This is a genomic window from Mesorhizobium sp. M0830 (genome assembly GCF_040319965.1).
In the GTDB taxonomy this organism is placed as follows: domain Bacteria; phylum Pseudomonadota; class Alphaproteobacteria; order Rhizobiales; family Rhizobiaceae; genus Mesorhizobium.
In genome coordinates this window covers 77,858-100,958 of record NZ_JAMYOR010000002.1, presented here as the reverse complement: position 1 = coordinate 100,958, position 23,101 = coordinate 77,858, and the positions used below count along the sequence as shown (strand labels likewise).

Sequence of the window (23,101 nt, the reverse complement as noted above, 5' to 3'; positions counted from 1 at the left end):
CATTCGTCATCGCCGGGGAGGAGGTCGGCTTTGACGAAAACTCTTTCGCTGTTTTTACGAGGGGCGAAACCTCTGGGGCAAAATCAGCCTTGCCCCGGGGAAACAACGCCCGCCGCGGGAGGAGGTGCGGCGGGCGCCGTTTTTGTGGTCAACCCTCGGGAGGAGGTGAAGGTTGACCGGATCCGTCAAGGTCGGGGAGGAGGTCGACCCTGGCGAAATTCTGGTTAGATCGCCCGGCGGGCGATGACCTTGATTTCGTCGCGGACGATACCGAGGTCATGCAGCTGGCGGTTCGAGAGGCGACCCAGCTCGGTAACCGTCTCGCGATAAACGCGCCAATTACGATAGTTGCGGATCAGGTTCATTGTCGTTCTCTTTTTCAAAACTGGTTCGGACCATTCGCGGTCCGAAGAATTAGACCGCCTTGCGAGCGACGTAAGGAATATCGCTGCGGCTAATGCCGAGGTCGGTCAGTTCGCGGTTGCTCAGGCGGCTCAGCTCGGACACAGTGTCTCTGTAGCGGCGCCAGTTGCGGTAGTTGCGGATCAGGTTCATGGTAGTTCTCGTTTCGTCTTTCTTGCGGATCATTCCGTTTGTGTACGAACCATAAATAGGCGGGCCTATATCGATTTAAAAGCGCTATGGCTGCATGGCAGCAATGCAAATTGTGCAATGCAGCATTAACGCGCGTTCACGGACCTGACACAAAGAAACCCGAATCGGAAAATGCCGCAGCGTCAACGGTTTGACCTCGTCGGCTGACAAGAAGACCAAACTGGGGAGAAGCGGCATGGCGGGTTATTCGTCGCGGGTCAGGGTGGATATTGCCCGCTGGCAGCAGGCCGGGCTGATCAATGCGCCGACGGCCGATTCGCTCGCGCGCGATATCGAGGCTAGCGAGCGCAAATCGCTCAGCTTCGGCTCGATCCTGGCGATGATGGCTGCCTTGCTGTTCGGCGCCGCCATCCTGATTTTCGTCGCCGCCAACTGGGACGCGGTTCCGCGGCTGGCGCGCGTTCTGGCACTCTTTGCGGTTATCGTTGGCGGCTACATCGGCGGCGCCGTGTTGAAGACGCGCGACCATGCGGCGATCGGCGAGGCGCTGTGGATCGTGGCCGCAGCGGCTTTCGGCGGCTCGATCGCGCTTATAGGCCAGATGTATCATCTGTCCGGCGACGAGGCCTCGGCTCTGGTCACCTGGGGCGCCGGCACGGCATTGGCGGCGGTGATGTTGCGTTCGAACCCGCTGACTGTCGCTTCTGTCGGCATTGCCGATGCCTGGCTGTTTCTGAGAGGCTTCGACCATGTCAGCCGCAGCGAATTTCCGCATGGCTTCGTCGTCATGGCGACAGTGCTGTATGCCGTCTCGTTCTGGACCCGTAGCCAGCCGGCGCGGCACCTGATCATCCTGTCGGTGTTGTCCTACCTGGTGCTGCTGATCACGAACCACGACACGCTGCAGGTTGCGATCCCGCTGGTCATCGTCTCGGCGTTGCTGTTCGCGGCCTCGGTCATGGCGCCAGACCCCGTCGACAGGATCGTGCAACTCGGCGGCCGCTTACCCTTGCACGCGTTGCTCGGTTTCCTGACCGGCTTGGCGATGATCCAGTTCGAACTGGCCGATGAAAGCACCTACAACAGCGGTTTCGCCATCGCTTCGGTCATCGCCCTGGCTGGCATCGTCGCGGCAATCGTGCTGGCGGGACGGGAGAGTCGTGGGTTGCGCTGGCTTGCCTATGCCGGTTTCGCCTTCGAACTCGCCATTATCTATGTCGTGACCTTGCAATCGATGCTCGACACGGCCGGCTTCTTGCTGGCGGCCGCGGTGCTGCTCGGCGTCCTTGCGCTGGTCATCATGCGCGTGGAAAAACGCATGAAGGGTCCTGTCGCCGGGGGAGTCGCAGCATGATGACCGGGAAAAGACTTGTTGTCTCGGCGCTGGTGCTGGCGCTTGTCCAGATCGGCTTCCTGAGCTGGATCATCGCCGGCCGAGCGGCGATCCTGCGCAACGGCAAGGAGGTGCTGCTGAAGGTCGAACCCATCGACCCGCGCGACCTCCTGCGCGGCGACTATGTTGTCCTCGGCTACGAGATTTCGCGAATACCGGTGAAAATGATCGCCAACATTCCGCCCGGCAAATTTTCGAGTGACGACACCATGATCGTCGTCCGTCTGAGGAAGGGCGCCGACGCCTATTGGCAGCCGACGACCGCCTGGTTCGGCAAGGCGCCGACGCCGGCCGCTGCCGACGAGGTTGATATCGTTGGCCATGTCACCGAGGGCTGGGATCTTCGCGGCGATGTCACGACCATCGCGCCGGACTATGGCATCGAGCGCTTCTACTTGCCGGAAGGCGAGGGGACAGCGATCCAGAACGACATGCGGGTGCGGCCGTTCGGCATCCGGCTCGCGCTCGCCAGTGACGGCACCGCGCAAATCAAGGCGCTGGTCGACGGTGACAGGACGCTGTTCGAGGAACCGCTATATTAATAACGATGGATGCCGGTGATCGGTGCGAACAGCGCGGCGCCGGAATGGACTCATTTTTGTATCAACTGTGGTACCCCGCCGGGCGGAGCGTGTGCCACTATACGAAATAGCCAATAGATTGTTCGCAAGAAAGTTCACTGACTCAGGGATGGAGAACTCCGCTGATCAACTCCGGACCTTACTCGTCTCGGCGATGATTTTGGGATAGGGGCCAAGCAATATTGTGTAGCTAAAGTCTGCTACGCCTTTTTCCTGCTTGTGTATCGAGGGGCTGCGCACAACCCAGTCATACACGCCAGAAACCATGCAGCGATCGTTTGCACAGGTGACCACAATGCTGTCATTGCGGACGTTATATGCGCGTTCGGGCCATCGCTGGTAATATTTCCTCTTGTCCTGAATGATCGAACTCAGGTTCGTCAACTTGCCATAATAGTCGACCGTGCGAGCGTAGGACGCTTGAACTTGAGCAAGAGCGAAATCGTCGTTGTCGCCATGATGCTCGAGGAGATCCTTGACGAAGGCGACCGCAGCGCTCTCCGCCTGTTGCCTTGCGTCGGGTGCAGGCACTGGTACGGGCGCAGGATCTGGCCTCGTCGACACCTGCGGTGTATCTGGGGGCGATTGGTTCGCTGCGACATTGGTCACACGTAACTCTGCCATTTCGCTGGCCGATAGATACCTTATGTCATGCTTGTCATAGCTCGAAGCCAATTCCATCAGCTTGGGGTCCACTCCCATCTCGACTACATAGGATGTGATTGCGGCCGTTCCGAGCTGGACACGGGCCTTTGCTTCTTCTCTGGACATCCCGTCAGCCGGTTTCAAGAACGCCCGATGAACGCCTATAGAACCTGGTTCGGCAACACGGTGGACGCCACCCAAGAAGGCCAGTGAGCAGGCTGAAGCGCACTGCAATTGGCGAACCTGTAGCGTATCCAACCCCGCCGCGCGGATCATACGCCCCAACCGAAGCGCGCTGCCGACATTGCCGCCGGGGGAGTTGAATACGATCATCCGGGCCCCGCTGCTCACAACCGCGTTGCTAAAAGCGTTCAGGGGTTCATTGTTGTTGAACTCGCCGGAAACAACAAGAAACGGCTGCTGCCCTGGAGACGAAGCAGGCGTGTATTCTAGGGCCTCAACTTTACATGTTGCTGCCGCGACAATTGACGCTACCGCCACAACTAGAGAAACTACTCGCACAGCCCGACAGCGCCCCAACCTGCCTGCCGCAAGTAAGAACCTGTCAACGAACTATTTCAAGGGCCTTCATTGAAAGTTGGATTTAATTCGAAGCGGTCATTGGCCTAAAAATTGGTGCGGATGAAGGGACTCGAACCCCCACGCCTTTCGGCACTGGAACCTAAATCCAGGGCGTCTACCAGTTCCGCCACATCCGCATGGACCGGCAATCCCATGTAGCCATCATTCTGTCAATGTCGGAGACAAGATGTTGGGTCAGAGACAAGATGTTGGATCAGGATCAAAATGTCGGTCATTCGCCGAAATGCGAAGACTGTTGAAAATTGGCCTCGCCTGTGACAAAAGGCGTGTCAAATGTGACGGGACGCGCCGATCCGCTTCTGCAGAATGTGATAAGAAGTAGGAAAAACAAGAACTTATTCACATTTTGGAACGCAGTTTGGGAGAGTTTGAGCCGGATTTTCGGTCAAATCGCCAGGTTCCGTACCAAAAGCCATTCCCGGCAAGAATATACCGGCAGGCTGTAAACGGCAGAGGCCGTGCAGTCTCATTGGTGAAAACAAAGGTTTTACGATGCAGGTCACCGAAACGCTCAACTCCGGTCTCAAGCGCGAGATCAAGATCACCGTGCCGGCCGGTGACATGGAAGCCAAGCTGATGGCACGGCTTTCGGACGCCAGGAACAAGGTCCGCATCAACGGCTTCCGTCCCGGCAAGGTGCCGGTGCAGCACCTGCGCAAGGTCTACGGCAAGTCGTTCATGGCCGAAGTGGTCAATGAGATCCTCAACGATTCGACCCGTTCGATCATTACCGGGCGTGGTGAGAAGGCTGCCATGCAGCCCGAAGTCATCATGACCGAGGACGAGAAGGAAGCTGAGAAGATCCTGGCCGGCGGCGCCGATTTCGAGTTCCGCCTCAACTACGAGGTCATTCCGGCGATCGAGATCAAGGACTTTTCCGACATCAAGGTGACACGCCAGGTGTTCGACGTGCCGGACAGCGAGATCGACGAGCAGGTCCAGCGCGTTGCCGAATCGGCGCGCAGCTACGAGCCGAAGACCGGCAAGGCTGCCATTGGCGACCGCGTCTCCATCGATTATGTCGGCAAGATCGATGGCGAGGCCTTCAATGGCGGCGCCGGTACCGATCAGCCGCTGGTGCTGGGCTCGAAGGAGTTCATCCCCGGCTTCGAGGATCAGCTGGTCGGCGCCAAGGCCGGTGACGAAAGGCAGGTCACCGTGACCTTCCCGGAAAACTATCAGGCGGCGCATCTTGCCGGCAAGGAAGCGACCTTCGACGTCACCGTCAAGGAAGTGTCCCAGCCCGGCGCGCTGGAAATCAACGATGAGACCGCCAAGAACCTCGGCCTGGAGTCGCTGGAGCGTCTACGTGACGTGGTGCGCGGCCAGATCGAAAACCAGTTCGGGGCCATGACGCGCCAGAAGGTCAAGCGCCAACTGCTCGACCAGCTCGACGCGTCCTACTCGTTCGAGGCGCCATCGAAACTTGTCGATGCCGAGTTCAACAACATCTGGGCGCAGGTCGTTCGCGACCTGGAAGCGGCCGGACGCACCTTCGCCGACGAAGAGACGACGGAAGAAGAGGCGCGCGCCGAGTATCTGCGTCTCGCCGAGCGCCGCGTGCGCCTCGGCCTGGTGCTGGCTGAAATCGGCGAGAAGGCCGGCGTCACCGTATCGGATGACGAGCTGCAGCGCGGCCTGTTCGAGCAGGTGCGCCGCTATCCCGGCAACCAGCAGCAGGAAGTCTTCGAATTCTACCGCAACAACCCGGAAGCGCTGAACACGCTACGCGCGCCGATGTTCGAAGAGAAGGTGGTCGATCATCTACTCGGCCAGATTTCGGTTACCGACGTCAAGGTCAGCAAGGAAGAGTTGATGGCCGACGACGAGGAGGACGAAACCGCTAAGGCGAAGCCGGCGAAGAAAGCCGCCGCCAAGAAGGCTGACGAGAAGAAGGCCGACGACGCCGAAGAGACCAAGAAGAAGGCCGCGCCGAAGAAGAAGGCCGCCAAGGACGCCGAATAACACCAGTGCCTAGCAAAAGCAGGAAGGCCGCCCTCGGGCGGCCTTTTTCGTTGCCAAACTGCAACAGCCGCGGCGCTTCGCGCAAGACGGGCCTGTGGCGACCAAGCTTTGATCATTATCTGCGCTTCTATTGCAGCCGCTTGGGTTGTTGGAGGACGTGTTGAAGCTGTTCGTCGAAATGGGACACGCTGCGGCAATTGCCCTGGTCCTGGTCTCGGTATGCGGCATTGCCCGTGCCGAAGCGGTGCTTGACAATTGGCGGTTCGAAACGGGCGAAGACGGCGTCGTCACGGCCTCGCTCTATGCCACCAACAAGCTGATCACCGGTGGCGGCGCCTTGAGCTACAGCCCGATCCTAACGATTGCCTGCCGGGCAAACGGCGAGCCGCATTGGACCGAATGGCTGCAACTGAATGACGGTGTCTCGGCCAGCCGCAAGATCACCATGTCGGTGACGGTTGACCAGGGCAGCAAGTTCGACGAAAGCTGGTCGGTCGGGCCGCGCGGCAGGACGCTGGTGCGCGATGGTGCCGATGGCATCAGGCGCCTTGCTGCCGCGAACCGGCTCCAGCTATCGTGGCGCTTCGGGCTGCTTTCGGGACGCGGCGAGGCCGACTTCAACCTTTCCGGGTTCGGTGAAGCGGTCAACCAAGTGGCCGGCAACTGCAATGCCGACCCGCCGTGACCGGATCGACGGGCCAAAGCGGCATTGTTTGCTCAAGCGCTCACCTTTTGGAACCCACCACTTAGATTAGCAGCAGGCCCTTCATCGAGGCGTTGCCTTTTCGCCCGATGATGATGTGGTCATGCACAGCGATCCCCAGCCGCTTGCCGGCGTCGATGATCTCCTTCGTCATCTCGATATCGGCGCACGACGGCGTCGGATCACCTGAAAGATGATTGTGCATCAATCTTGAGAAACGACGTAACAGCTTGAAAAAGCGTCGAAAAATGAGATTGGCGGAAGGCGTTGATGCCGGTAATTGAGAGCGGTTAATCATGGGGCCCCGTGAATGTCACGCGCCATCAGACTGGTTCATGGACGGGCGGCGGCACTTCACGATACTCTGTTGCTCCTAAGCCTTCTTGGCCGCACGTGGCCCAAAGCGGACGTGAAGACGTAGGTGCACCCCAGCCTGCCATTTGGATGGCCAACTTAAGAGCCAAGTCGTCATCAAACGCTCTCGGGGCTGTACATATCGAATGGAAACGTGATCCTAAATACCCCGTTATCAGGACCTGCGTTCTTCGCTTTCACCAGAGTTGCGATAGTCTCAGATGCAAAACGCTCTATGGGGTGTGACAGGATCAGCGAAATCGTACCGTCTATCAAAGCAGCCCGCGTATCTTCAAAGAGTTCATAGCCTACGGTAACGAAGTCTTCCCGTTTTGGAGTAGCCCTGAGTGCGGCTATCGCACCTGTAACACCACCCCCTGAGATGAATAGTCCGCACATATCCGGATGATCTGTCAGCAGCTTTTCGACATGTTCACGGGCAACCACGGCTGACTCGTAAGTTGGCAACGGTTCGAGCAGCGTGAATTCCGAATTATGTTCACGGAAGTAAGAACGAAACCCGCTTTCGTTCATTTCCTGGTTCCGCAATCGGTGGCTGCCGACAAGAATGCCTATCTTGCCCGGTTCCCGCACCATGCGGTCAAACGCCCAGGCAGCGGTGCGTCCTACTTTCCAATTATCGAGCCCGACAAAGCTGATGGCTCCCTTGGCCGTGAGGGGGCCGATAAGTGAAACGACCGGCACGCCGCTTTCAAGAACTGCGTCAATCGCGTCAGCAACGGCAGGATGCTGCGGCGCTACAATCGCAAGTGCTTCGCACCGCCCGCCGAGCGACTGAATATGTGCCGCGACTTTCTCCGGCGTGAGGTCTTCCATGTACTCGACCGTTAGATCGATATTGCAGGCAGGATAAGCTTCCGCAGCTTGCGCAATTGAATCGCCGAGTAGGCGATAGAAGCGTCTCTCCCGTCGCTGCAGCAAAACCCCGACACGGTGGATCACCTCTTGTGGCTTCGCCGCCTGCTTGATGGTGCCAAGTCCGTAGAAGCCGATTTCCTCAGCGGCTGCCAAAACGCGTGTGCGCGTATTGCTCCGGACCGATTCAGGCTCGGACAGTACACGATTGACCGTTGACACGGATACACCTGCAGCTTTTGCCAAGTCCGGAATGGTTGGTCTCTTCATGTCAAAAATTCCATTACTCTGGTTTCGGCGTCTCAAGAAATATCATCCATACAAATTTTCGAAACGATTTGAGACGATTTTCCGAAGAGATAGTAATCCATATTGACCTGAAAGATGTCAATGTAGCATTCATTACGCGTTGACAGTGCTCAGCGATCTACGAGCTGTCAGCGCTTTGGGGGGAGGCCCAGCGCACAATTGGGACGAGGAGGCTCAACGTCGTTGTGTTGAGATCGCGGACCTGCGCGTGCCTACCGGGATCGGCCGCACGGCCAAAAAAGGCAAAAAAGTATGACGAGCCGCAGCCATGCGGCTTTAACCTGAGGAGGAATTTCGACATGTCGTTCACCAAGAAAATCGCCACCGCAGCCATGGCATTCATGCTGGCATCCAGCGCTCATGCGGGTGACACGGATATCGCCGTCATCGTGGGTTCGGCCCAAGATGGCTTCTGGAACATGGTCAAGAAGGGCGTCGATGATGCTTCGCTGATGGTCAAGGCCAATGGCGGCACCGTCAATTTCATGCAGACCCAAAACTATGACAACTTCGGCCCGGACCTCGCTTCGCTAATCGAACAGGCTGTAGCCCAGGGTGCTAAAGGTATTGCTATCCCGAACTGGCTGCCAGAATCCGAAACCCCTGCCCTTAAGGCCGCGCGGGACAAGGGCGTGGTGATCATCTCCTTCAACGCTGGCCAGAGTGAGATGGATAATTACGACTCGCTAAACTATTTCGGGTCGGACGAATATCTGGCAGGTGTTGAGGGTGGCAAGTATCTCGCTTCTCATGGTGCAAAGAAAATCCTCTGCCACATCCAGAACCCAGGTGCCGTAAATCTCGAGACCCGCTGCAAGGGCGTTCAAGACGGTGCAAAGAAGGCTGGCGCAGACACCTTCATCCTCCGTGTTCCTGCTAACCTTGACCAGGACATGAATGGTACCTCTGAAGCAATCAAATCCGAGCTGATCGCCGATCCGTCCATTGACGCCGTCATCACGCTCGCTGCATGGGCTGCAGATGCTGCCGCTAGCTCCATCGATCAGCAGAGCAAGGCCGGCAAGATTCAGCTTGGCACCTTCGATATGTCCGCCTCGGTTCTGGATCGCATTTCGAAGGGCACCCAAACCTTCGCAATCGACCAGCAGCCTTATCTGCAGGGGTTCCTCGCAACCTCCATGCTGTTTGCAAACCTGAAGTTCGGCACTGCGATTGCAACGAAGCCGGTTCTGACTGGTCCGGCGATTGTCGACAAGACCAATGTTGCTTCGGCAATCGAAGGCGTCAAACTCGGCGCACGTTGAGGCTGGCCCGAGGCTGAGACCTGGCCGCTAACCTGGCCGGGTCTCATCCATGCTCCCTCTATGTAGCTTCGTCTGCGCCAACTGAGGATTTTGCTTCCATGACCGCCACAAACCAAAGAACCAGCACCGTTGAAACACCCGCCATCGAGAGTGAATCGGCCATTTCATCCATTAAGGCCTTTTTTCGCACCCCTGCCGCTGGTGCTTTCATGGGTTTCGTGGCTGTATTCATCCTTTTTGCGATGTTCGGATATAGCCGCAACTTTTTGTCCGTAGCTGGTGTAACTACGTGGGTGAACTTCGCGTCACTCATAGGAATGATTGCAATTCCGGTCGGGTTCCTGATGATTGCCGGTGAACTCGATATTTCAACCGGTGCTGTACTTCCCGCGTCCACGATGACAGTTGCGATTGTCTGCGAGCACTATCAGGTGCCTGTGCTTGTCGGTGTAGCTGCAGCGCTTGCCATCGGTGCACTGATCGGCTTCATCAATGGATACATCGTAACTCACACGCGCGTGCCGTCGTTCATCGTGACATTGGCGACGCTCTTTGCAGTGGCAGGCATCACGCTCTACCTGTCGATCTTCTTCATCAACAACACCAATTCCTTCTATCACGCGCCAGATTGGGCAAAATCGCTCTTCGGCGGGAAGGTGTATGGCTTCAATTCTTCCGTCTTCTGGTGGGGTGGGCTTATCGCAGCCTTCGTCTTCTTTCTGCATTACTCTCCGAAGGGAAGCTGGGTCTTCGCTCTTGGTGGAGACCAAGAAAGTGCGAGAAACGCAGGTATTCCTGTAACCAGGATGAAGATTGCACTCTTCATGCTGTGTTCCATATCGGCGGCCTTTGCTGGTGTCCTTCAGGTGATGACATTCAGCTCCGCAACGTCTCAGGCCAATTTTGGCCTAATCTTCAACACCATTATCGCCGTGGTCGTAGGTGGGGTTCTCCTCACGGGTGGTTTTGGTACTGTAATGGGCATTGTCTTCGGGGTGCTCACCCTTTCGATTGTTACCCAAGCTATTGGTTTCACGGAGATCGACAGAAACCTGTCCTTCCTAATTATCGGTGTCATGCTTTTGATCGCTGTCCTGCTCAACGACACGTTTCGTCATTTGGCCACCAGCTGGTCGACGTTCAAGAAGAAATAAGAGAGCGACAATGTCCGATAAGAAACCCGTTCTCGAATTTCGAAACGTCGACAAATCGTTTGGCCATATTGATGTTCTGAACGATATCAGCCTCAAGGTGGGTGAAGGCGAAGTGCTCTGCCTGCTTGGCGACAACGGCGCGGGTAAGTCGACGCTCATCAAAACGCTGTCTGGTGTCTATCAGCCGACGCGTGGCGAAATTCTGATGGATGGTCAGCCCGCACTTTTCTCCAGTCCCCGTGAGGCTCAGGAACGCGGGATAGCTACGGTTCACCAATTCGGCGGGACATATCCATTGATGTCCATAGGACGCAACTTTTTCATGGGTTCGGAGCCGACAAAGGGTTGGGGACCGTTCAAGTATTTCGACCGTAAAACTGCCAACCTAGTGGCGGTTGCAGAGGTTCAGAAAATGGGGATCACACGCATCACCGACGGGGATCGTTTGGTCGGTGGCCTTTCCGGAGGAGAGCGCCAGTCGCTCGCGATTGCCCGTGCTGTCTATTTCGGAGCCCGTGTGCTCATTCTCGACGAACCGACGGCAGCCCTCGGCGTCAAGCAGGCTGCTCACGTACTGCGTATCGTCAATGAGGCCAAGCGTCGTGGCCTCGCGGTCATTTTCATCACCCATCAGGTGATGCATGCCATGGCAGTGGGCGATCACTTCGCAGTGCTCATTCGTGGTGCAATCGCGGCCGACTTCCGCAAGGGGGAAAAGACACGCGAGCAGATCGCTGATCTGATGGCCGGTGGTGAATCCATGGCCAGTCTCGAAGCCTCACTTGAAGGGTATATGGAGACCCATGACGGTCTTCCGCCACCGCCCGCTCACTGAGTGAATATTGGCATAGCCGACAAGTAGTGGAATTTGTTGAATGGAAGCGGTTGAGCTCTTGTGCCAACCGAATGGAAGGAGTTTGTCCAATGGTGCGTGTAGCAGTCATTGGTGCAGGTCTGATGGGCGCTGACCACGCCAAGATCGTCGTGGAGGAAATGCCGGGCGCGACCCTTCAGGTGGTCTGCGACATGGATACAGTCCGCGCGCGCAAGGTGGCCGATGCCCATGGTGCGGCAGACGTTGCAAGTAATCCGGAAGCCGTGATTGCCCGTGCCGATGTGGATGCGGTGATCGTCGCGAGCCCGGACGTCACTCATGCGCCGCTGTCACTCGCCTGCATCAACGCAGGCAAGAAGGTGCTCTGCGAAAAGCCCCTATCGCAGTCCTCGGCCGAATGCCTCTCGATCATGCAGGCCGAACAGGAAGTTGGTCAAAAGTTCGTCCAGCTCGGCTTCATGCGGCGCTACGACCAGTCCTATGTCGAGATGAAAGAGACAATTGAAAATGGCACGCTTGGCCGAGTCCTGATGATGCACAACTTCCACCGCAATGTGGAAACGCCAGCCTCCGACTTCACCGGTGCCATGGCAATCACCAACTCCGCCCCGCATGAGTTCGACGTCGTGCGCCATGTACTTGGCACCGAATATGCCTGGATCTCTGCCTTCCAGCCGAAGCGCTCTGATCGACGCGTCGCGCCCGTCTTCATGGTCCTCGAAACCGTCGATGGCCAGCTCGTCAACATCGAGATCAACAACAACGCTGCGTACGGCTACGACGTTCGTGCCGAACTCGTGGGCGAGCAGGCGAGCATTTCCATGAGCCATGTCGCTTATACCCATCTCGAACGCTCGCTTGGCGTCCACACCGGCTACGATGCCGATTGGCGGACCCGCTATTTCGATGCCTATCGCCGCCAGAACCGCGCCTTCCTACGCTTCGTCGACACAGACGTGTTTCCCGAGATCGCATCAAGCTGCTGGGATGGCTATGCCGCAGCAGTTGCCGCCGAGGCAGGCGTGACGGCACTCGCTTCCGGGCAGAAGCAGCTCGTCACCATGATTCCCAAGCCGGAGTTCTACGCATGAAACTGGGTTTTGTGTCTGACAGCCTCGGCGGCATGCCGCTCGACGACCTTCTCGACAACGCTGCACGCATGGGCGTCTCCGGTATTGAGGTCAACACCTGCGGCTGGTCGACCGCACCGCATTTCGATCTCAAATCCATGCTGGGTAACACGGTCGCGCAGAAAGACTTCCTCAAGGGCTTTTCAGATCGTGGGATTGATGTGATCAGCCTCAATGCCAATGGCAATCCGCTTCACCCGTCCGATCCGGCTCAGGGCGAAGGTCTGAAGAACACCATCCGGGTCGCAGGCGAGATGGGCATCAATACGGTCTGCACCATGTCTGGCCTGCCTGCGGGCAATCCGTCCGATACCATGCCAAACTGGGTCGTCTCTTCCTGGCCTCCGGAAACGCAAGCTATCCTCAAATACCAGTGGGAAGAAAAACTCTTCCCGTTCTGGACCGAGATCGTGGCGCTGGCAAATGAATGCGGTGTGAGAAAGATTGCGCTCGAACTGCATGGCAACCAGTGCGTCTACAATGTGCCGTCGCTCCTGAAACTCCGTCAAGAAGTCGGCCCTGTCGTTGGCGCGAACCTGGATCCCTCGCACCTCTTCTGGATGGGAGCCGATCCGCTGATAGCAGCCGAGGCATTGGGGGAGGCCGTCTATCACGTCCATGCCAAGGACACATTCCTGAACGCTCCCAAACAGGCAGTGACCAGCCTCCTCGAAAACGGCAACCTGACCGACATTCCAGCCCGCTCCTGGTCATACATAACACTCGGCTTCGGCCACAGTGAGGAGTGGTGGCGACAGTTTTGCTATCGCTTAAAGATGGCTGGCTACGACGGCTGGCTTTCAATCGAGCATGAGGACGTGCTTCTCAACTCACTTGAGGGCCTCGAAAAATCCGTGGCCCTTCTCAAGGGTGTCATGCCGGTTGCACCGGCCGATTTCAAACTTCAGGAAATCTAAGATGAGCTTCCAACTTGCTGCTTGCGCCGAAATGCTCTGGCGCGACAAACCAATCGAATGGCGGGCAAGCCGCCTGAAGGAAATGGGCTTCGGCGTTGGCCTTTGGAACTGGCCCGCCTGGAATCTTGATGCGCTTGAAAAAACCGGTGCCACCTTCACTATCATGAATGGCTATCTCGAAGGTCGGCTCACCGATGCAGAAGGTTGTGAGATGCTTCTGGCATCTGCCACGGAAACGGCGAAGGTCGGCAAGCGGCTCGGTGTCCACCGCCTCAATCTGCATGGCACAGGGCTTGGCGACATGGGCATTCCGATCCTGAAGATCGGTGCCTTCGCGCCGGGCATGGAACAGCGGGCTCGCGATACACTCAACCGCATCTGCGATCTGGCAGAAGCCGAGGGTCAGGTCTTCACGTTGGAAAACCTCAACCCAATCGATCACCCCGGCTGCCCCTTCGGCTCGACGGCAGACGTGCTTGCGCTCGTTGCAGCCGTCAACCGCCCGCAACTGCGAATTAACCTCGATCTCTACCATACCCAGATCGGTGAAGGTGATCTTATCCGCTGGTGTAAGGCCTGCCTGCCCTGGATCGGGGAAGTTCAGGTGGCTGATAATCCCGGCCGTTGCGAGCCGGGCACGGGCGAAGTGAACTGGCATGGCGTCGCAAAAGCCCTGAAATCCATGGACTACGCGGGGCCGGTCGGTATGGAAGCCTTTGCCTCCGGTGATCCGGAAGCTGCACTCGAAGCCTTCCGCACCGCTTTCACTATCTGATGTTGTTTTCCTAAGAGGATCATCCGTGTCATCCACCATTCTGAACGTCGGCCTTTTGGGCGCAGGCCGTATTGCTGGCGTCCATGCCACCGCCATTTCCACCAATCCCGGCAGCCGCCTTGCGGCTGTCTCGGACATCAATCAGGCCGCCGCTGAGAAGATCGCCGCCCAGTATGGCGCCGAAGCCTGCTCGACCGATGCGATCCTCAATGATCCCGCCATCAATGCCGTGCTGATTGCCACCTCCACCGATACCCATTCCGACTTGATCGAGCGGGCGACGGCAGCGGGCAAGGCCGTGCTTTGTGAAAAGCCTGTCGACCTCAGCCTTGCAAGGGCACAGTCTTGCCAGAAGGTGGCCGCCGCTACCGGCAAGCCGGTGATGATCGGCTTCAACCGCCGTTTCGATCCCAACTTTGCGGCTCTCAAGGCAGCAGCCGACCGTGGTGAAATCGGCAAGACGGAACTGCTCTCGATCACTTCTTTCGACCCCGCGCCGCCGCCGATCGCCTATATCAAGGTTTCGGGTGGTCTTTTCCGCGACATGATGATCCATGATTTCGACATGGCTAATTTCGTTATGGGGACAGCGCCGGTCTCCGTCTCGGCGGTGGGTACATCGATTGTCGATCCGGAAATTGGCGCGGCAGGCGATGTCGATACCGCCGTCGTGACCCTTGCCTATGCGGATGGCCGGATCGCCGTGATCAAGAACAGCCGCCGAGCCGTCTATGGTTATGACCAGCGGCTGGAGCTTCTCGGCTCCGAAGGGCTGCTACAGGCGCAGAACATGTTGGAAAACACCTTGGTCAAGTCCACGACTTCCGGTGTCACGGGCGCAAAGCCCACCTATTTCTTCCTCGAACGCTACATGCCCGCCTATGCGGCGGAATGGGCAGCATTTGTCAACGCTGTGAAGACAGGCTCGGCTCTGCCGGTCAACCTTGATGATGGTGTCGCAGCGCTCGCCATGGCGGAAGCTGCAACCCAGTCTGCAAAGAACGGGTCTCCGGTGAAATTGGTAGAGATTCTTGGCTGAGCTTTCGGAGAAGCAAAACAATCTCTGTCGGACAACTCCTCCTATCCGATCTAGCGGCGGCCCGACCTTCGGATCGAGCCGCCGCATACTCCTGATGCCGGAGGATGCGACGCGAAGGACTCGATCAAACGAGCTGCTGCGACTACAGGTACCGGCCACAGGATATCAGCTTCAGCGATGGTGCGGACGGGAATGTTCGCCATCCGAAGGAACGTTTTCCCAGACTTCGATCCGGTCGTCCACTTGTGAAGAACGTGGATTGTGCCGGATGGCTCGTCGTCGAAGCGGGCATGATTCCGCGATCTCTCCTCCTAATACATGGCGCAGGCCTGTGTTTCCATCACGCAAAGTTCGGGGGTTAGATGACAACCTCCAACGACCCTTCCCAATAAGTCATGGCCGAACAAGCACCGGAAGCATGATCATGAGCGCGGAAAAAACCATTCGAAACCTGACGACCATCGCCGAGCTAAAGGATATGATTGTAGCAACCAGGCTTAGCCTTCCAGAGCAACAGGAGCGCGTCGCACGCACGGCTCTCGCCCATCCTGAAATTGTAGCATTCGGCACCGCGCAATCGCTTGCGAACCGATGCGGAGTGTCGCCCTCAACCGTGGTCAGAGTGGCCACTGCTCTCGGGTTCGATAACTTCAGGGAGTTCCGACAGGTTTTTCGTCAGCACATCCGGGAGATTTCGATACGAGCCGCGGACACCCTATGCTGACAGGAAAGCCGCAATAACCGTAAGCGCTGTTGTGGGACCACCTTTCGGGAGTGGTCGTGATCTGTGAGGTTGCCGGTTCTGCATTGAGGATCGGAGATCGGCTTGTGTCTGGACTTGATCTTACGCTTGACCCGGATCGGCAGCCTCGGCGTTTCGAGGTGATCAACGGTGCCGGCGGTCGGCGTCATCGGTCGGTGTATGACAAGGCGCGGATCATCGCGGAGACGCTGGAGCCGAATGCAGTCATTTTCGAGGTCGCCCGCCGGTATGGCCTCAGGCCGCAGCAGGTCTTCGCCTGGCGCCGCGAAGCGGGCAAACAGGCCGCTTCGGTGCAGCAAGATTCTCCTGTCTTCGTGCCGGCGGTTGTGGCGGCAGCGGAGCCTGTACCCAGGCATCCACCGAAGCAGCGGAAACGGCAAGCCACTCGAGACGCCGGCATGATCGAGCTTGAGATCGACGGCATCACGATGCGCGTCGGCCGGGGCGCCGATACCAAGACGGTGGCCGCAGTGATCCGCGCGCTGAAGGCGACGTCGTGATCGGGCCGACGGGTGCGGTCAAGGTCATGGTGGCGACGAAGCCGGTCGACTTCCGCAAGGGCCTCAAGCGCTCACCTTTTGGAACCCACCACTTAGATCAGCAGCAGGCCCTTCATCGAGGCGTTGCCCTTGCGACCGATGATGATGTGGTCATGCACAGCGATCCCCAGCCGCTTGCCGGCGTCGATGATCTCCTTCGTCATCTCGATATCGGCTCGTGATGGTGTGGGATCGCCTGATGGGTGATTGTGGACCAGGATAATGGCGGTCGCCGAGAGTTCGAGCGCGCGCTTGATTACCTCTCGCGGGTAGACAGGCGTGTGATCGACGGTGCCTGTCTGCTGCACCTCGTCGGCGATCAGCGCGTTCTTCTTGTCGAGAAACAGGATACGGAACTGCTCGCGTGCCTCGAACGCCATGACTGATCGGCAATAGTCGAGAAGCTGCGTCCACGACGAGAGGATTTCGCGGCCGTGGACCTCGCCGCGCGCCATGCGCTGGGCGGTCGCCGCGACGATTTTCAGGTCGAGCGCCACAGCCGGGCCGATGCCCTTGACCTCCTGAAGCAGGCCAAGCGGTGCGCCAAGCACTTCAGCCAGCGTGCCGAAGCGTGCCAGCAGCGCCTTGGCCGCCGGCTTGGTGTCGGCGCGAGGAATCAGGCGAAAGAGCAGAAGTTCCAGAACTTCGTAGTCGGGCAGGGCGTCCGGACCTGCCGAGGCAAAGCGCTCGCGCAGGCGGTCGCGATGGCCGAGATAGTGCGGCTTTTCGCCGATCGCCGGCTTGGTTTTCGCCGCTGGTCGCATCGGCGCTTCGGAGAAGAAACTCCGCTCGTCGTCGTCGCTTGTGTTGCCCATATGCCCCCCGGCGCTGACATTAGAACCGTTCTGGCCCGGATCGAAACAGTTCTGTTCTCCGATCGCGAGACTATCCCGACAGATCGTGACGGCTGCCTATCAGCCTCCGGCTTCCTAATATGGCGGCCAGATGAAACCACGATTTGCGCAACAAGACTTAACATCGCTTAGCGCATGCGGCCACGTTCATCTGACATGTGACGGGATCGAAGGCTCGTTGCCTCGCTATACTTAAGCAGGGATGTTGGCCAAGCATGCGGAGGCGTGGCGCGGAACCGCAATCCTTGGTGAAGCAAGATGGCTAGCCCGCCTGCAGGAAGGCGCGGGCAAAGCCGGGCTCCACGGCTTTGATCGTTCCGTCGGGCAGCTTGAGCAGGCGGTCGATCGCGACACCGTAGAGCCTGAGGCGCTCTTCGAGCAGGCGCGCGGCCTCCTCGATGTTTCCTTGGTCGGCCTGACGAAGCGCGCGATGCATCACGTCGCGAAAGATCAGCCTGATCTGCAGCAGCATGTCGGCGAACGCCAAGGGATCGGGTACGTCAAAAGCGTCCTCTTCGCTACCCTTCTTCAGCAGATCAGCTATCAACGGTAGGGCAAGCTCCCTGGCAGCCAGATCGACCCGGTGGAAGAGCACGACGTTCTCAGGTCGAAACAGGACCGCAAAGGTCGTCCTGAGCTGCGGCGCGAGCTCGACATTCAGCCGCTGCGAACCTGCGAAAAGCGCGTTGAGCCGGCCGACTGGTCCGAGCGACGGATCGTCGAGCATCGGTTGCAACTCGGCGAGGCTGTCGCGGGCAAGCCGCGCCGCGAGCGCCTCCAGCAGCGCCTCCTTGGAGGCGAAGTAGTGGTAGAAGGCACCTTTCGACAGGCCAGCCGCGCGGATGATGTCTTCTACCGTCGTATCGTCATAACCGCGCTCGAAGAACAGGCGCTGTGCGCAGTCGAGAAGCTCGGCAGAGCGTATTTCAGGCGCTTTTCTTGCTCTGGCCAATAAGGTTTCCCGCGACGGCTTTCCTGAAAAACGTGATCGACGGACCGGAACGCGGCAGCCGCCAAGACGTTCTCCCGTACTATAGACCGACGGTCGGTCTGACGCCACAGGTCTCGCCAAAAAGGGAGCACTGCAATGCGGTTGAGGCGCTGGATTGCGGGTATGGCCATCGTTGCGGTGGCGGCAGGCGGTGCCGCGGCCTGGCATTTTCTGAGGCCGATACCTGTCTCGGTGGTGACCGCCAAGCGCGGCGACGCCGCCGAGATCGTCTATGCCAGCGGCGCAGTCGAGCCCAAGACCTGGGCCAAGGTGGCGCCGGTGGTGCGCGAGAGGATCATAGAGCAGTGCGACTGCGAGGGATCGCGGGTCGAGCGCGGCCATGTGCTCGCCAAGCTTGACGACAGCGAAGCGAAGGCCGTGCTTGGCGAACTTGAGGCGCGGCGGGCGCTCGCCGAACAGGAGGTCCAACGCCAAACCGTGCTCGCGCAAAAAAATGCAGCGAGCCAACAGGCGCTCGATCGCGCGCGTAGCGAACTATCGCAGATAGAAGCGCAGCTTGCCGCGCAGAAGGCACGGCTTGAGACTTACATATTGCGGGCGCCGAGTCCCGGCGTCGTGTTGAGGCAAGACGGCGAGGTGGGCGAGATCGCGGAGCTCGGCACCGTGCTGTTCTGGGTCGGCGAGCCGCGTCCGCTGCGGGTGGTCGCGGACGTCAACGAGGAGGATATTGCGCGCGTCGAGGTCGGCCAGCGAGTGCTCCTCAGGGCCGATGCATTCCTCGGGCAGAATCTCGAGGCGGCGGTTGACAGCATCACGCCCAAGGGCGACCCGACGACGAAAACCTATCGCGTCTATCTGCACCTGCCCGACGACACGCCGCTGAGGATCGGCATGTCGACCGACGTCAACATCGTCACCCGCGAAGCGAAGAACGTGCTGTTGATTCCCTCGGCTGCGGTCCAGGGGAACGACGTATTCGTGGTCCAACGCGACAGGGCGCGGCGGCTCGAGATCCGCGCCGGCATCCGCGGCGTCGACGGTGTCGAGGTGTGGTCCGGCATTGGCGAGCAGGAGCGGGTCGTTTCGCCCTACCCAGCGGACCTTGCCGACGGCGCGCGCGTCGCGGCCCGAGAATCGTGAGGTGGAAATGCCGCTGATCCTCGACATCGCAGTCACGCACATCGCCGGCCGCGGCCGGCAGACGCTCGTCGCGGTGATCGGCGTGGCGGTCGGCGTCGGCTTCTCGATCGCCATGGCAGCGCTCATGCAGGGCGGCCAGGACGACTTCGTGCGCCAACTCGTCGACACGATGCCCCATGTCGACATCACCGACGAACAACGCACAGCCCGACGCCAGCCGGCCGAGGATATGTTCGACACTGTCGCGATCTCGGGGCTGAGGCCGCGTGACGACCGCCGCGGCATCATCAACCCGACCGAGGCGACCGCCTGGCTGGAGAGCTGGATTCCCGGACGCTACGCGCCGAGCCTCAAGACACAGGGCGTGATCCGCTATTCCAGCCGAGAGGTGGGCGCGACCATCATCGGCGTCGAGCCGGAGCGCGAGCCCGGCGTATCGCCGATCGTGGAGGATTTCGTCCAAGGCAGCTTCGCCGCACTTGCGGCCGGCGGCAACAATGTGCTCGTCGGCGACACCATGGCGAACCGGCTCGGCGCCGGGCTTGGCGACACGATCACGGCGGTTTCCTCGCAAGGCCAGGCGCGCAATTTCAAGATCGCCGGGCTGTTCCACACCGGCACGACCCAGCGCGACGAGAGCGAGGCCTACGTTCTTCTAAAGAACGCGCAGATCGTGTCCGTGCGGCCGAACGCGATCAACGAAATCCGGATCAAGCTCGATGATCCGAACCGCGCGCCCGCGGTGGCGAGGCGGGCTGAAGCCGAGCTCGGCTACAAGGCCGTGGCGTGGCAAGAGGCCAACGAATCCATCCTTGAAGCCTTCGTCATCCGCAACGTCATCATGTATACCGTGGTCGGCGCGATCATGCTGGTGGCCGGCTTCGGCATCTTCAACATCATCTCCACCATAACCCACGAGAAGGCGCGCGACATCGCCATCATGAAATCGCTCGGTTTCCCCGAGGCCGACATGCGCCGGCTGTTCCTGCTGGAAGGGGTGGCGATCGGCGCCGGCGGTTCGGCGCTCGGCTGGGTGCTCGGCTTCGCGATGGTCTACGCGCTGTCGCTGGTTCGCTTCGAGATCGCTGCGACCGGCCAGGAGATGACGCATCTGCCGATCGCCTGGAGCGTGCTGCATTACGTCATCGCCACGGGCTTCGCGGTCGGTTCGGCGGCGGTGGCCGGATATTTGCCGGCGTGTCGGGCGGCGATGCAAAACCCGGTCGACATCATCAGAGGCGCGACATGACCACGCTGGTCGAGTCCGAAGGGCTGACGCGCATCCTGCCGGAAACGGTCCCCGTTACGCTCGTCGAGGACATCACGCTTGAGATCGGGGAGAAGGAGTTCATCGCCGTCACCGGTCCATCCGGCTCCGGCAAGTCGTCGCTTCTCTATCTGCTCGGGCTGCTCGATCGGCCGACCCGTGGGACTCTGAAGATCGGTGGCCGTGACACCGGTCCCATGGACGAAAAGGAGCGGGCAAGAACGCGGCTTGAGATGCTCGGCTTTGTGTTTCAGTTCCACTTCCTGCTGCCCGAATTCACGGTGCGTGAGAATGTCGAGATCCCAATGCGCAAGCTCGCCAGATTGAAGCGGGAAGAGATGCGCGAGCGCGCCGGCAACCTGCTTGGCTCGTTGGGACTTGCCGAGCATTTAGACAAGCGGCCCGACCAGCTCTCGGGTGGCCAGCGCCAGCGTGTGGCGGTGGCGCGCTCGCTCGCCAATGACCCGCCGCTCATCCTCGCCGACGAGCCGACGGGAAGCCTGGATTCCAAGAGTTCCGATCGGGTCTTCACAATTCTCGAAAAGTTGGTGCGCGATCGCGGCAAGACAGTGGTCGCGGTCACGCACAATCTCGAGATGGCAGAGCGGATGGACCGCCGCCTGCATATTGTCGATGGCAAGATCGAGTGAGGGTGGATCGATGTTCAGGCGAAACCTGCCTGCAAGCACCGGCTTTCTGCTGCTAATGGCGATGCGTTGCTTCGGGTCTATTGTTGTGGATCAATAGAAACCCGGCACACTTGAGGCGAATGGCGAATTTATTTTCGCAGAACTGAAACGCTTCGTGTGCGTCAAGTACACGGCTTGATGGCCTCATTATCCATTTGCCGAGCGGAGCAGAGGGAGGGTGTGCCAAGTCGAACAACGTGGAGGTAAAATATGTCATGGCAAATGGATGGTACAGGCTGCGGAAAATGGTAAGCTGACAAAGTACTTTATTCGGAAATCAGGCGACGCCGAGAGTCAATCCGAAGAACTGCACCTGGTTTCGGTTGCATGGAATCCGCAAAATATCGATAAAATCTGAATTGGAGGAAAAATCTGTGGGTGACTTCGACAAGAGATCCAGCGAAACATCAGATTTCGTGGTCACCTACGTTCTCCGCCACCTCGAGTATTCTGATAGCGGAGTTGCTGTTTCGCTAATCGATACGCAGGGAAGCCGCATTCGCCTCCACCTAACGACCGTCACCGCTGAAATGCTTTGCGAACGAATTGCAGATGCGCTGGAATCCCGATACGGCAAATCATAAAGGACAATTATTGATCGATTGCTCCGTGCCAGTTCGTTTTGTGTTTTCGAACCATTCTTCAAGGAAGATGCGTCGCGCGGCATTGCATCGAAGCATGGCTTCGGCCTGGGCCTCTCGATCGTTGCCGACATCATCGAGGTCACGGCGGCAGGATCGAATTGCAGGCCAACTCAACGGACTGGTCGTCACCATCGACCTGCCGAAATGCTACGGGTGTCCAATCGTCATAAGACGCCAGTCGGGTATGACGCCGTGCTCTACGCAAACGGCCGGGATTGAGGTGCCAGCGCCGCCCTACACGACAAAACTCTAGGCTGGCAGGCCCGGACGGTCGAGTTTTTTGGGTGACAGCGTGAAAATCTCGCAACCGGTGTCGGTGACGCCGATCGTGTGCTCGTATTGCGCCGATAGCGAGCGGTCGCGCGTCACCGCGGTCCAGCCGTCCGACAGGACCTTCACGTGCGGCCGGCCGAGATTGATCATCGGCTCGACGGTGAAGATCATGCCGGGCCGCATCTCGACGCCCTCATTGGCGCTGCCGTAGTGCAGGATGTTCGGCGCGTCATGGAAAAGCTGGCCGACGCCGTGGCCGCAAAAGTCGCGCACCACCGAGCAGCGCTCGCCCTCGGCATAGGTCTGGATGGCAGCACCGATGGCGCCGGTGCGGGCGCCGGGCCTGATCGCCGCAATACCACGCATCAGGCATTCATGCGTGACTTCCAGCAGGCGCTCGGCGGCGCGCTTGATCGTGCCGACTGGATACATGCGCGAGGAATCGCCATGCCAGCCGTCCAGGATATAGGTGACGTCGATGTTGACGATGTCGCCATCCTTGAGCGGCTTGTTGTCGGGGATGCCATGGCAGACGACATGGTTGATCGAGGTGCAGGACGATTTCGTGTAGCCGCGATAGTTGAGTGTCGCCGGCAGTGCGCCATGGTCCATGCCGAATTCGAAGACGAAGCGATCGATGGTTTCGGTAGTGACGCCGGGCTCGATCATCGGCACCAGCTCGTCGAGGCAGCGCGCGGTGAGATCGCAAGCCTTGCGCATGCCGGCAAAGCCTTCCTCGCCATAGAGGCGGATCTGGCCGGTGTTTCTGAGTGGTGCAGCGGCTGCGTCGAGATAGGTGACCATTTTGTCCGTTTAGGCGGTAGGGCCCTGCAAGAGAGCCGATGTGAAAATCTCCCCAGATTTGGCACTTGAGGGCAGAA

23 protein-coding genes, 1 tRNA gene and 2 pseudogenes are annotated in these 23,101 nt (G+C 59.0%); 17 read left to right on the top strand and 9 right to left on the bottom strand.

Annotation, left to right across the window (positions count from 1 at the left end):
• Window positions 1-224: 224 nt before the first annotated feature.
• Both NKI20_RS01905 and NKI20_RS01900 read right to left on the bottom strand, forming a co-directional pair.
• Window positions 225-365 carry a DUF1127 domain-containing protein gene (locus NKI20_RS01905; protein WP_023757605.1) on the bottom strand — a complete coding sequence of 47 codons (141 nt, stop codon included), beginning with the start codon at window positions 363-365 and terminating at the stop codon, window positions 225-227.
• Window positions 366-414: 49 nt separating this feature from the next.
• On the bottom strand, window positions 415-555 hold the full coding sequence (locus tag NKI20_RS01900; RefSeq protein WP_013531315.1) for a DUF1127 domain-containing protein: 141 nt from the start codon (window positions 553-555) through the stop codon (window positions 415-417).
• Between the two features lie 235 nt (window positions 556-790).
• Here NKI20_RS01900 and NKI20_RS01895 point away from each other — a divergent pair, with 235 nt between their 5' ends.
• Both NKI20_RS01895 and NKI20_RS01890 read left to right on the top strand, forming a co-directional pair.
• Window positions 791-1,909 carry a DUF2157 domain-containing protein gene (locus NKI20_RS01895; protein WP_352827817.1) on the top strand — a complete coding sequence of 373 codons (1,119 nt, stop codon included), beginning with the start codon at window positions 791-793 and terminating at the stop codon, window positions 1,907-1,909.
• Complete coding sequence (locus NKI20_RS01890) at window positions 1,906-2,490, top strand: GDYXXLXY domain-containing protein (protein WP_352827814.1); 585 nt, start codon at window positions 1,906-1,908, stop codon at window positions 2,488-2,490. The genes NKI20_RS01895 and NKI20_RS01890 overlap by 4 nt, the downstream gene beginning before the upstream one ends.
• Window positions 2,491-2,655: 165 nt before the next feature.
• Here the strand turns inward: NKI20_RS01890 and NKI20_RS01885 are convergent, their stop codons facing one another.
• Together NKI20_RS01885 and NKI20_RS01880 are read right to left on the bottom strand one after the other, a co-directional pair.
• Complete coding sequence (locus NKI20_RS01885; protein ID WP_352827811.1) at window positions 2,656-3,507, bottom strand: COG3904 family protein; 852 nt, start codon at window positions 3,505-3,507, stop codon at window positions 2,656-2,658.
• Window positions 3,508-3,808: 301 nt separating this feature from the next.
• Window positions 3,809-3,893 (bottom strand) — tRNA-Leu (locus NKI20_RS01880).
• 376 nt (window positions 3,894-4,269) lie between these two features.
• On the opposite strand from NKI20_RS01880, the gene tig reads away from it, so the two are divergent.
• Complete coding sequence (gene tig, locus NKI20_RS01875) at window positions 4,270-5,742, top strand: trigger factor (protein ID WP_352827809.1); 1,473 nt, start codon at window positions 4,270-4,272, stop codon at window positions 5,740-5,742.
• A 160-nt stretch (window positions 5,743-5,902) separates the two neighbouring features.
• The gene (locus NKI20_RS01870; RefSeq protein WP_352827806.1) at window positions 5,903-6,427 is read left to right on the top strand and encodes a hypothetical protein; all 525 of its coding nucleotides are present in this window, start codon (window positions 5,903-5,905) and stop codon (window positions 6,425-6,427) included.
• 61 nt (window positions 6,428-6,488) lie between these two features.
• Here the strand turns inward: NKI20_RS01870 and NKI20_RS33680 are convergent.
• Window positions 6,489-6,653 (bottom strand): annotated as a pseudogene (locus NKI20_RS33680) (JAB domain-containing protein); the annotation flags it as partial.
• A 263-nt stretch (window positions 6,654-6,916) separates the two neighbouring features.
• Entirely contained in the window at window positions 6,917-7,945 is a 1,029-nt protein-coding gene (locus NKI20_RS01860; RefSeq protein ID WP_023757598.1) for a LacI family DNA-binding transcriptional regulator, read from the bottom strand.
• A gap of 338 nt (window positions 7,946-8,283) precedes the next feature.
• Here NKI20_RS01860 and NKI20_RS01855 point away from each other — a divergent pair, with 338 nt between their 5' ends.
• From NKI20_RS01855 to tnpA, 9 genes are all read left to right on the top strand, one after another.
• Entirely contained in the window at window positions 8,284-9,249 is a 966-nt protein-coding gene (locus NKI20_RS01855; RefSeq protein WP_352827802.1) for a substrate-binding domain-containing protein, read from the top strand.
• A gap of 98 nt (window positions 9,250-9,347) precedes the next feature.
• The gene (locus NKI20_RS01850; RefSeq protein ID WP_352827799.1) at window positions 9,348-10,403 is read left to right on the top strand and encodes an ABC transporter permease; all 1,056 of its coding nucleotides are present in this window, start codon (window positions 9,348-9,350) and stop codon (window positions 10,401-10,403) included.
• 10 nt (window positions 10,404-10,413) lie between these two features.
• Entirely contained in the window at window positions 10,414-11,238 is an 825-nt protein-coding gene (locus NKI20_RS01845) for an ATP-binding cassette domain-containing protein (RefSeq protein ID WP_023757594.1), read from the top strand.
• A gap of 89 nt (window positions 11,239-11,327) precedes the next feature.
• On the top strand, window positions 11,328-12,329 hold the full coding sequence (locus NKI20_RS01840) for a Gfo/Idh/MocA family oxidoreductase (RefSeq protein WP_032906992.1): 1,002 nt from the start codon (window positions 11,328-11,330) through the stop codon (window positions 12,327-12,329).
• Complete coding sequence (locus NKI20_RS01835) at window positions 12,326-13,285, top strand: sugar phosphate isomerase/epimerase family protein (protein WP_023757592.1); 960 nt, start codon at window positions 12,326-12,328, stop codon at window positions 13,283-13,285. Before NKI20_RS01840 ends, NKI20_RS01835 begins: the two co-directional genes overlap by 4 nt.
• Window position 13,286: 1 nt before the next feature.
• Entirely contained in the window at window positions 13,287-14,060 is a 774-nt protein-coding gene (locus NKI20_RS01830) for a TIM barrel protein (protein ID WP_023757591.1), read from the top strand.
• Between the two features lie 37 nt (window positions 14,061-14,097).
• A complete protein-coding gene (iolG, locus tag NKI20_RS01825; protein ID WP_352607056.1) occupies window positions 14,098-15,099 on the top strand; it encodes an inositol 2-dehydrogenase in 1,002 nt (333 codons plus the stop codon).
• Between the two features lie 424 nt (window positions 15,100-15,523).
• Window positions 15,524-15,823 (top strand): MurR/RpiR family transcriptional regulator, encoded by a 300-nt coding sequence (locus NKI20_RS01820; RefSeq protein ID WP_352827793.1) that lies wholly within the window; start codon window positions 15,524-15,526, stop codon window positions 15,821-15,823.
• Window positions 15,824-15,927: 104 nt separating this feature from the next.
• Window positions 15,928-16,362: an IS66-like element accessory protein TnpA gene (gene tnpA, locus NKI20_RS01815; protein WP_352827792.1), complete on the top strand. Its 435-nt coding sequence runs from the start codon at window positions 15,928-15,930 to the stop codon at window positions 16,360-16,362.
• 92 nt (window positions 16,363-16,454) lie between these two features.
• Here tnpA and radC read toward each other — a convergent pair whose 3' ends face one another.
• A complete protein-coding gene (gene radC, locus NKI20_RS01810; RefSeq protein WP_352827790.1) occupies window positions 16,455-17,216 on the bottom strand; it encodes a RadC family protein in 762 nt (253 codons plus the stop codon).
• 301 nt (window positions 17,217-17,517) lie between these two features.
• Window positions 17,518-18,207, bottom strand: coding sequence for a TetR/AcrR family transcriptional regulator (locus NKI20_RS01805; RefSeq protein ID WP_352827788.1), 690 nt, complete (start codon window positions 18,205-18,207; stop codon window positions 17,518-17,520).
• A 162-nt stretch (window positions 18,208-18,369) separates the two neighbouring features.
• Here NKI20_RS01805 and NKI20_RS01800 point away from each other — a divergent pair, with 162 nt between their 5' ends.
• The 4 genes and pseudogenes from NKI20_RS01800 to NKI20_RS01785 form a co-directional block, all read left to right on the top strand.
• A complete protein-coding gene (locus NKI20_RS01800; protein ID WP_502898026.1) occupies window positions 18,370-19,347 on the top strand; it encodes an efflux RND transporter periplasmic adaptor subunit in 978 nt (325 codons plus the stop codon).
• A 7-nt stretch (window positions 19,348-19,354) separates the two neighbouring features.
• Entirely contained in the window at window positions 19,355-20,596 is a 1,242-nt protein-coding gene (locus tag NKI20_RS01795; protein WP_352827786.1) for an ABC transporter permease, read from the top strand.
• The gene (locus tag NKI20_RS01790; RefSeq protein WP_352607028.1) at window positions 20,593-21,264 is read left to right on the top strand and encodes an ABC transporter ATP-binding protein; all 672 of its coding nucleotides are present in this window, start codon (window positions 20,593-20,595) and stop codon (window positions 21,262-21,264) included. The genes NKI20_RS01795 and NKI20_RS01790 overlap by 4 nt, the downstream gene beginning before the upstream one ends.
• A 665-nt stretch (window positions 21,265-21,929) precedes the next feature.
• Window positions 21,930-22,200 (top strand): annotated as a pseudogene (locus NKI20_RS01785) (hypothetical protein); the annotation flags it as partial.
• On the opposite strand, the gene map reads toward NKI20_RS01785, so the two are convergent.
• Entirely contained in the window at window positions 22,197-23,024 is an 828-nt protein-coding gene (map, locus tag NKI20_RS01780; RefSeq protein ID WP_352827784.1) for a type I methionyl aminopeptidase, read from the bottom strand. The pseudogene NKI20_RS01785 and the gene map overlap by 4 nt on opposite strands.
• Window positions 23,025-23,101 lie beyond the last annotated feature (77 nt).

What these genes read in the sequence shown, in the direction of transcription:
- NKI20_RS01905 (WP_023757605.1), bottom strand. Translation starts at nt 365, where the DNA reads ATGAACCTGATCCGCAACTATCGTAATTGGCGCGTTTATCGCGAGACG.
- NKI20_RS01900 (WP_013531315.1), bottom strand. Translation starts at nt 555, where the DNA reads ATGAACCTGATCCGCAACTACCGCAACTGGCGCCGCTACAGAGACACT.
- NKI20_RS01895 (WP_352827817.1), top strand. Translation starts at nt 791, where the DNA reads ATGGCGGGTTATTCGTCGCGGGTCAGGGTGGATATTGCCCGCTGGCAG.
- NKI20_RS01890 (WP_352827814.1), top strand. Translation starts at nt 1,906, where the DNA reads ATGATGACCGGGAAAAGACTTGTTGTCTCGGCGCTGGTGCTGGCGCTT.
- NKI20_RS01885 (WP_352827811.1), bottom strand. Translation starts at nt 3,507, where the DNA reads ATGATCGTATTCAACTCCCCCGGCGGCAATGTCGGCAGCGCGCTTCGG.
- tig (WP_352827809.1), top strand. Translation starts at nt 4,270, where the DNA reads ATGCAGGTCACCGAAACGCTCAACTCCGGTCTCAAGCGCGAGATCAAG.
- NKI20_RS01860 (WP_023757598.1), bottom strand. Translation starts at nt 7,945, where the DNA reads ATGAAGAGACCAACCATTCCGGACTTGGCAAAAGCTGCAGGTGTATCC.
- NKI20_RS01855 (WP_352827802.1), top strand. Translation starts at nt 8,284, where the DNA reads ATGTCGTTCACCAAGAAAATCGCCACCGCAGCCATGGCATTCATGCTG.
- NKI20_RS01850 (WP_352827799.1), top strand. Translation starts at nt 9,348, where the DNA reads ATGACCGCCACAAACCAAAGAACCAGCACCGTTGAAACACCCGCCATC.
- NKI20_RS01845 (WP_023757594.1), top strand. Translation starts at nt 10,414, where the DNA reads ATGTCCGATAAGAAACCCGTTCTCGAATTTCGAAACGTCGACAAATCG.
- NKI20_RS01840 (WP_032906992.1), top strand. Translation starts at nt 11,328, where the DNA reads ATGGTGCGTGTAGCAGTCATTGGTGCAGGTCTGATGGGCGCTGACCAC.
- NKI20_RS01835 (WP_023757592.1), top strand. Translation starts at nt 12,326, where the DNA reads ATGAAACTGGGTTTTGTGTCTGACAGCCTCGGCGGCATGCCGCTCGAC.
- NKI20_RS01830 (WP_023757591.1), top strand. Translation starts at nt 13,287, where the DNA reads ATGAGCTTCCAACTTGCTGCTTGCGCCGAAATGCTCTGGCGCGACAAA.
- NKI20_RS01820 (WP_352827793.1), top strand. Translation starts at nt 15,524, where the DNA reads ATGAGCGCGGAAAAAACCATTCGAAACCTGACGACCATCGCCGAGCTA.
- radC (WP_352827790.1), bottom strand. Translation starts at nt 17,216, where the DNA reads ATGGGCAACACAAGCGACGACGACGAGCGGAGTTTCTTCTCCGAAGCG.
- NKI20_RS01800 (WP_502898026.1), top strand. Translation starts at nt 18,370, where the DNA reads ATGGCCATCGTTGCGGTGGCGGCAGGCGGTGCCGCGGCCTGGCATTTT.
- NKI20_RS01795 (WP_352827786.1), top strand. Translation starts at nt 19,355, where the DNA reads ATGCCGCTGATCCTCGACATCGCAGTCACGCACATCGCCGGCCGCGGC.
- NKI20_RS01790 (WP_352607028.1), top strand. Translation starts at nt 20,593, where the DNA reads ATGACCACGCTGGTCGAGTCCGAAGGGCTGACGCGCATCCTGCCGGAA.
- map (WP_352827784.1), bottom strand. Translation starts at nt 23,024, where the DNA reads ATGGTCACCTATCTCGACGCAGCCGCTGCACCACTCAGAAACACCGGC.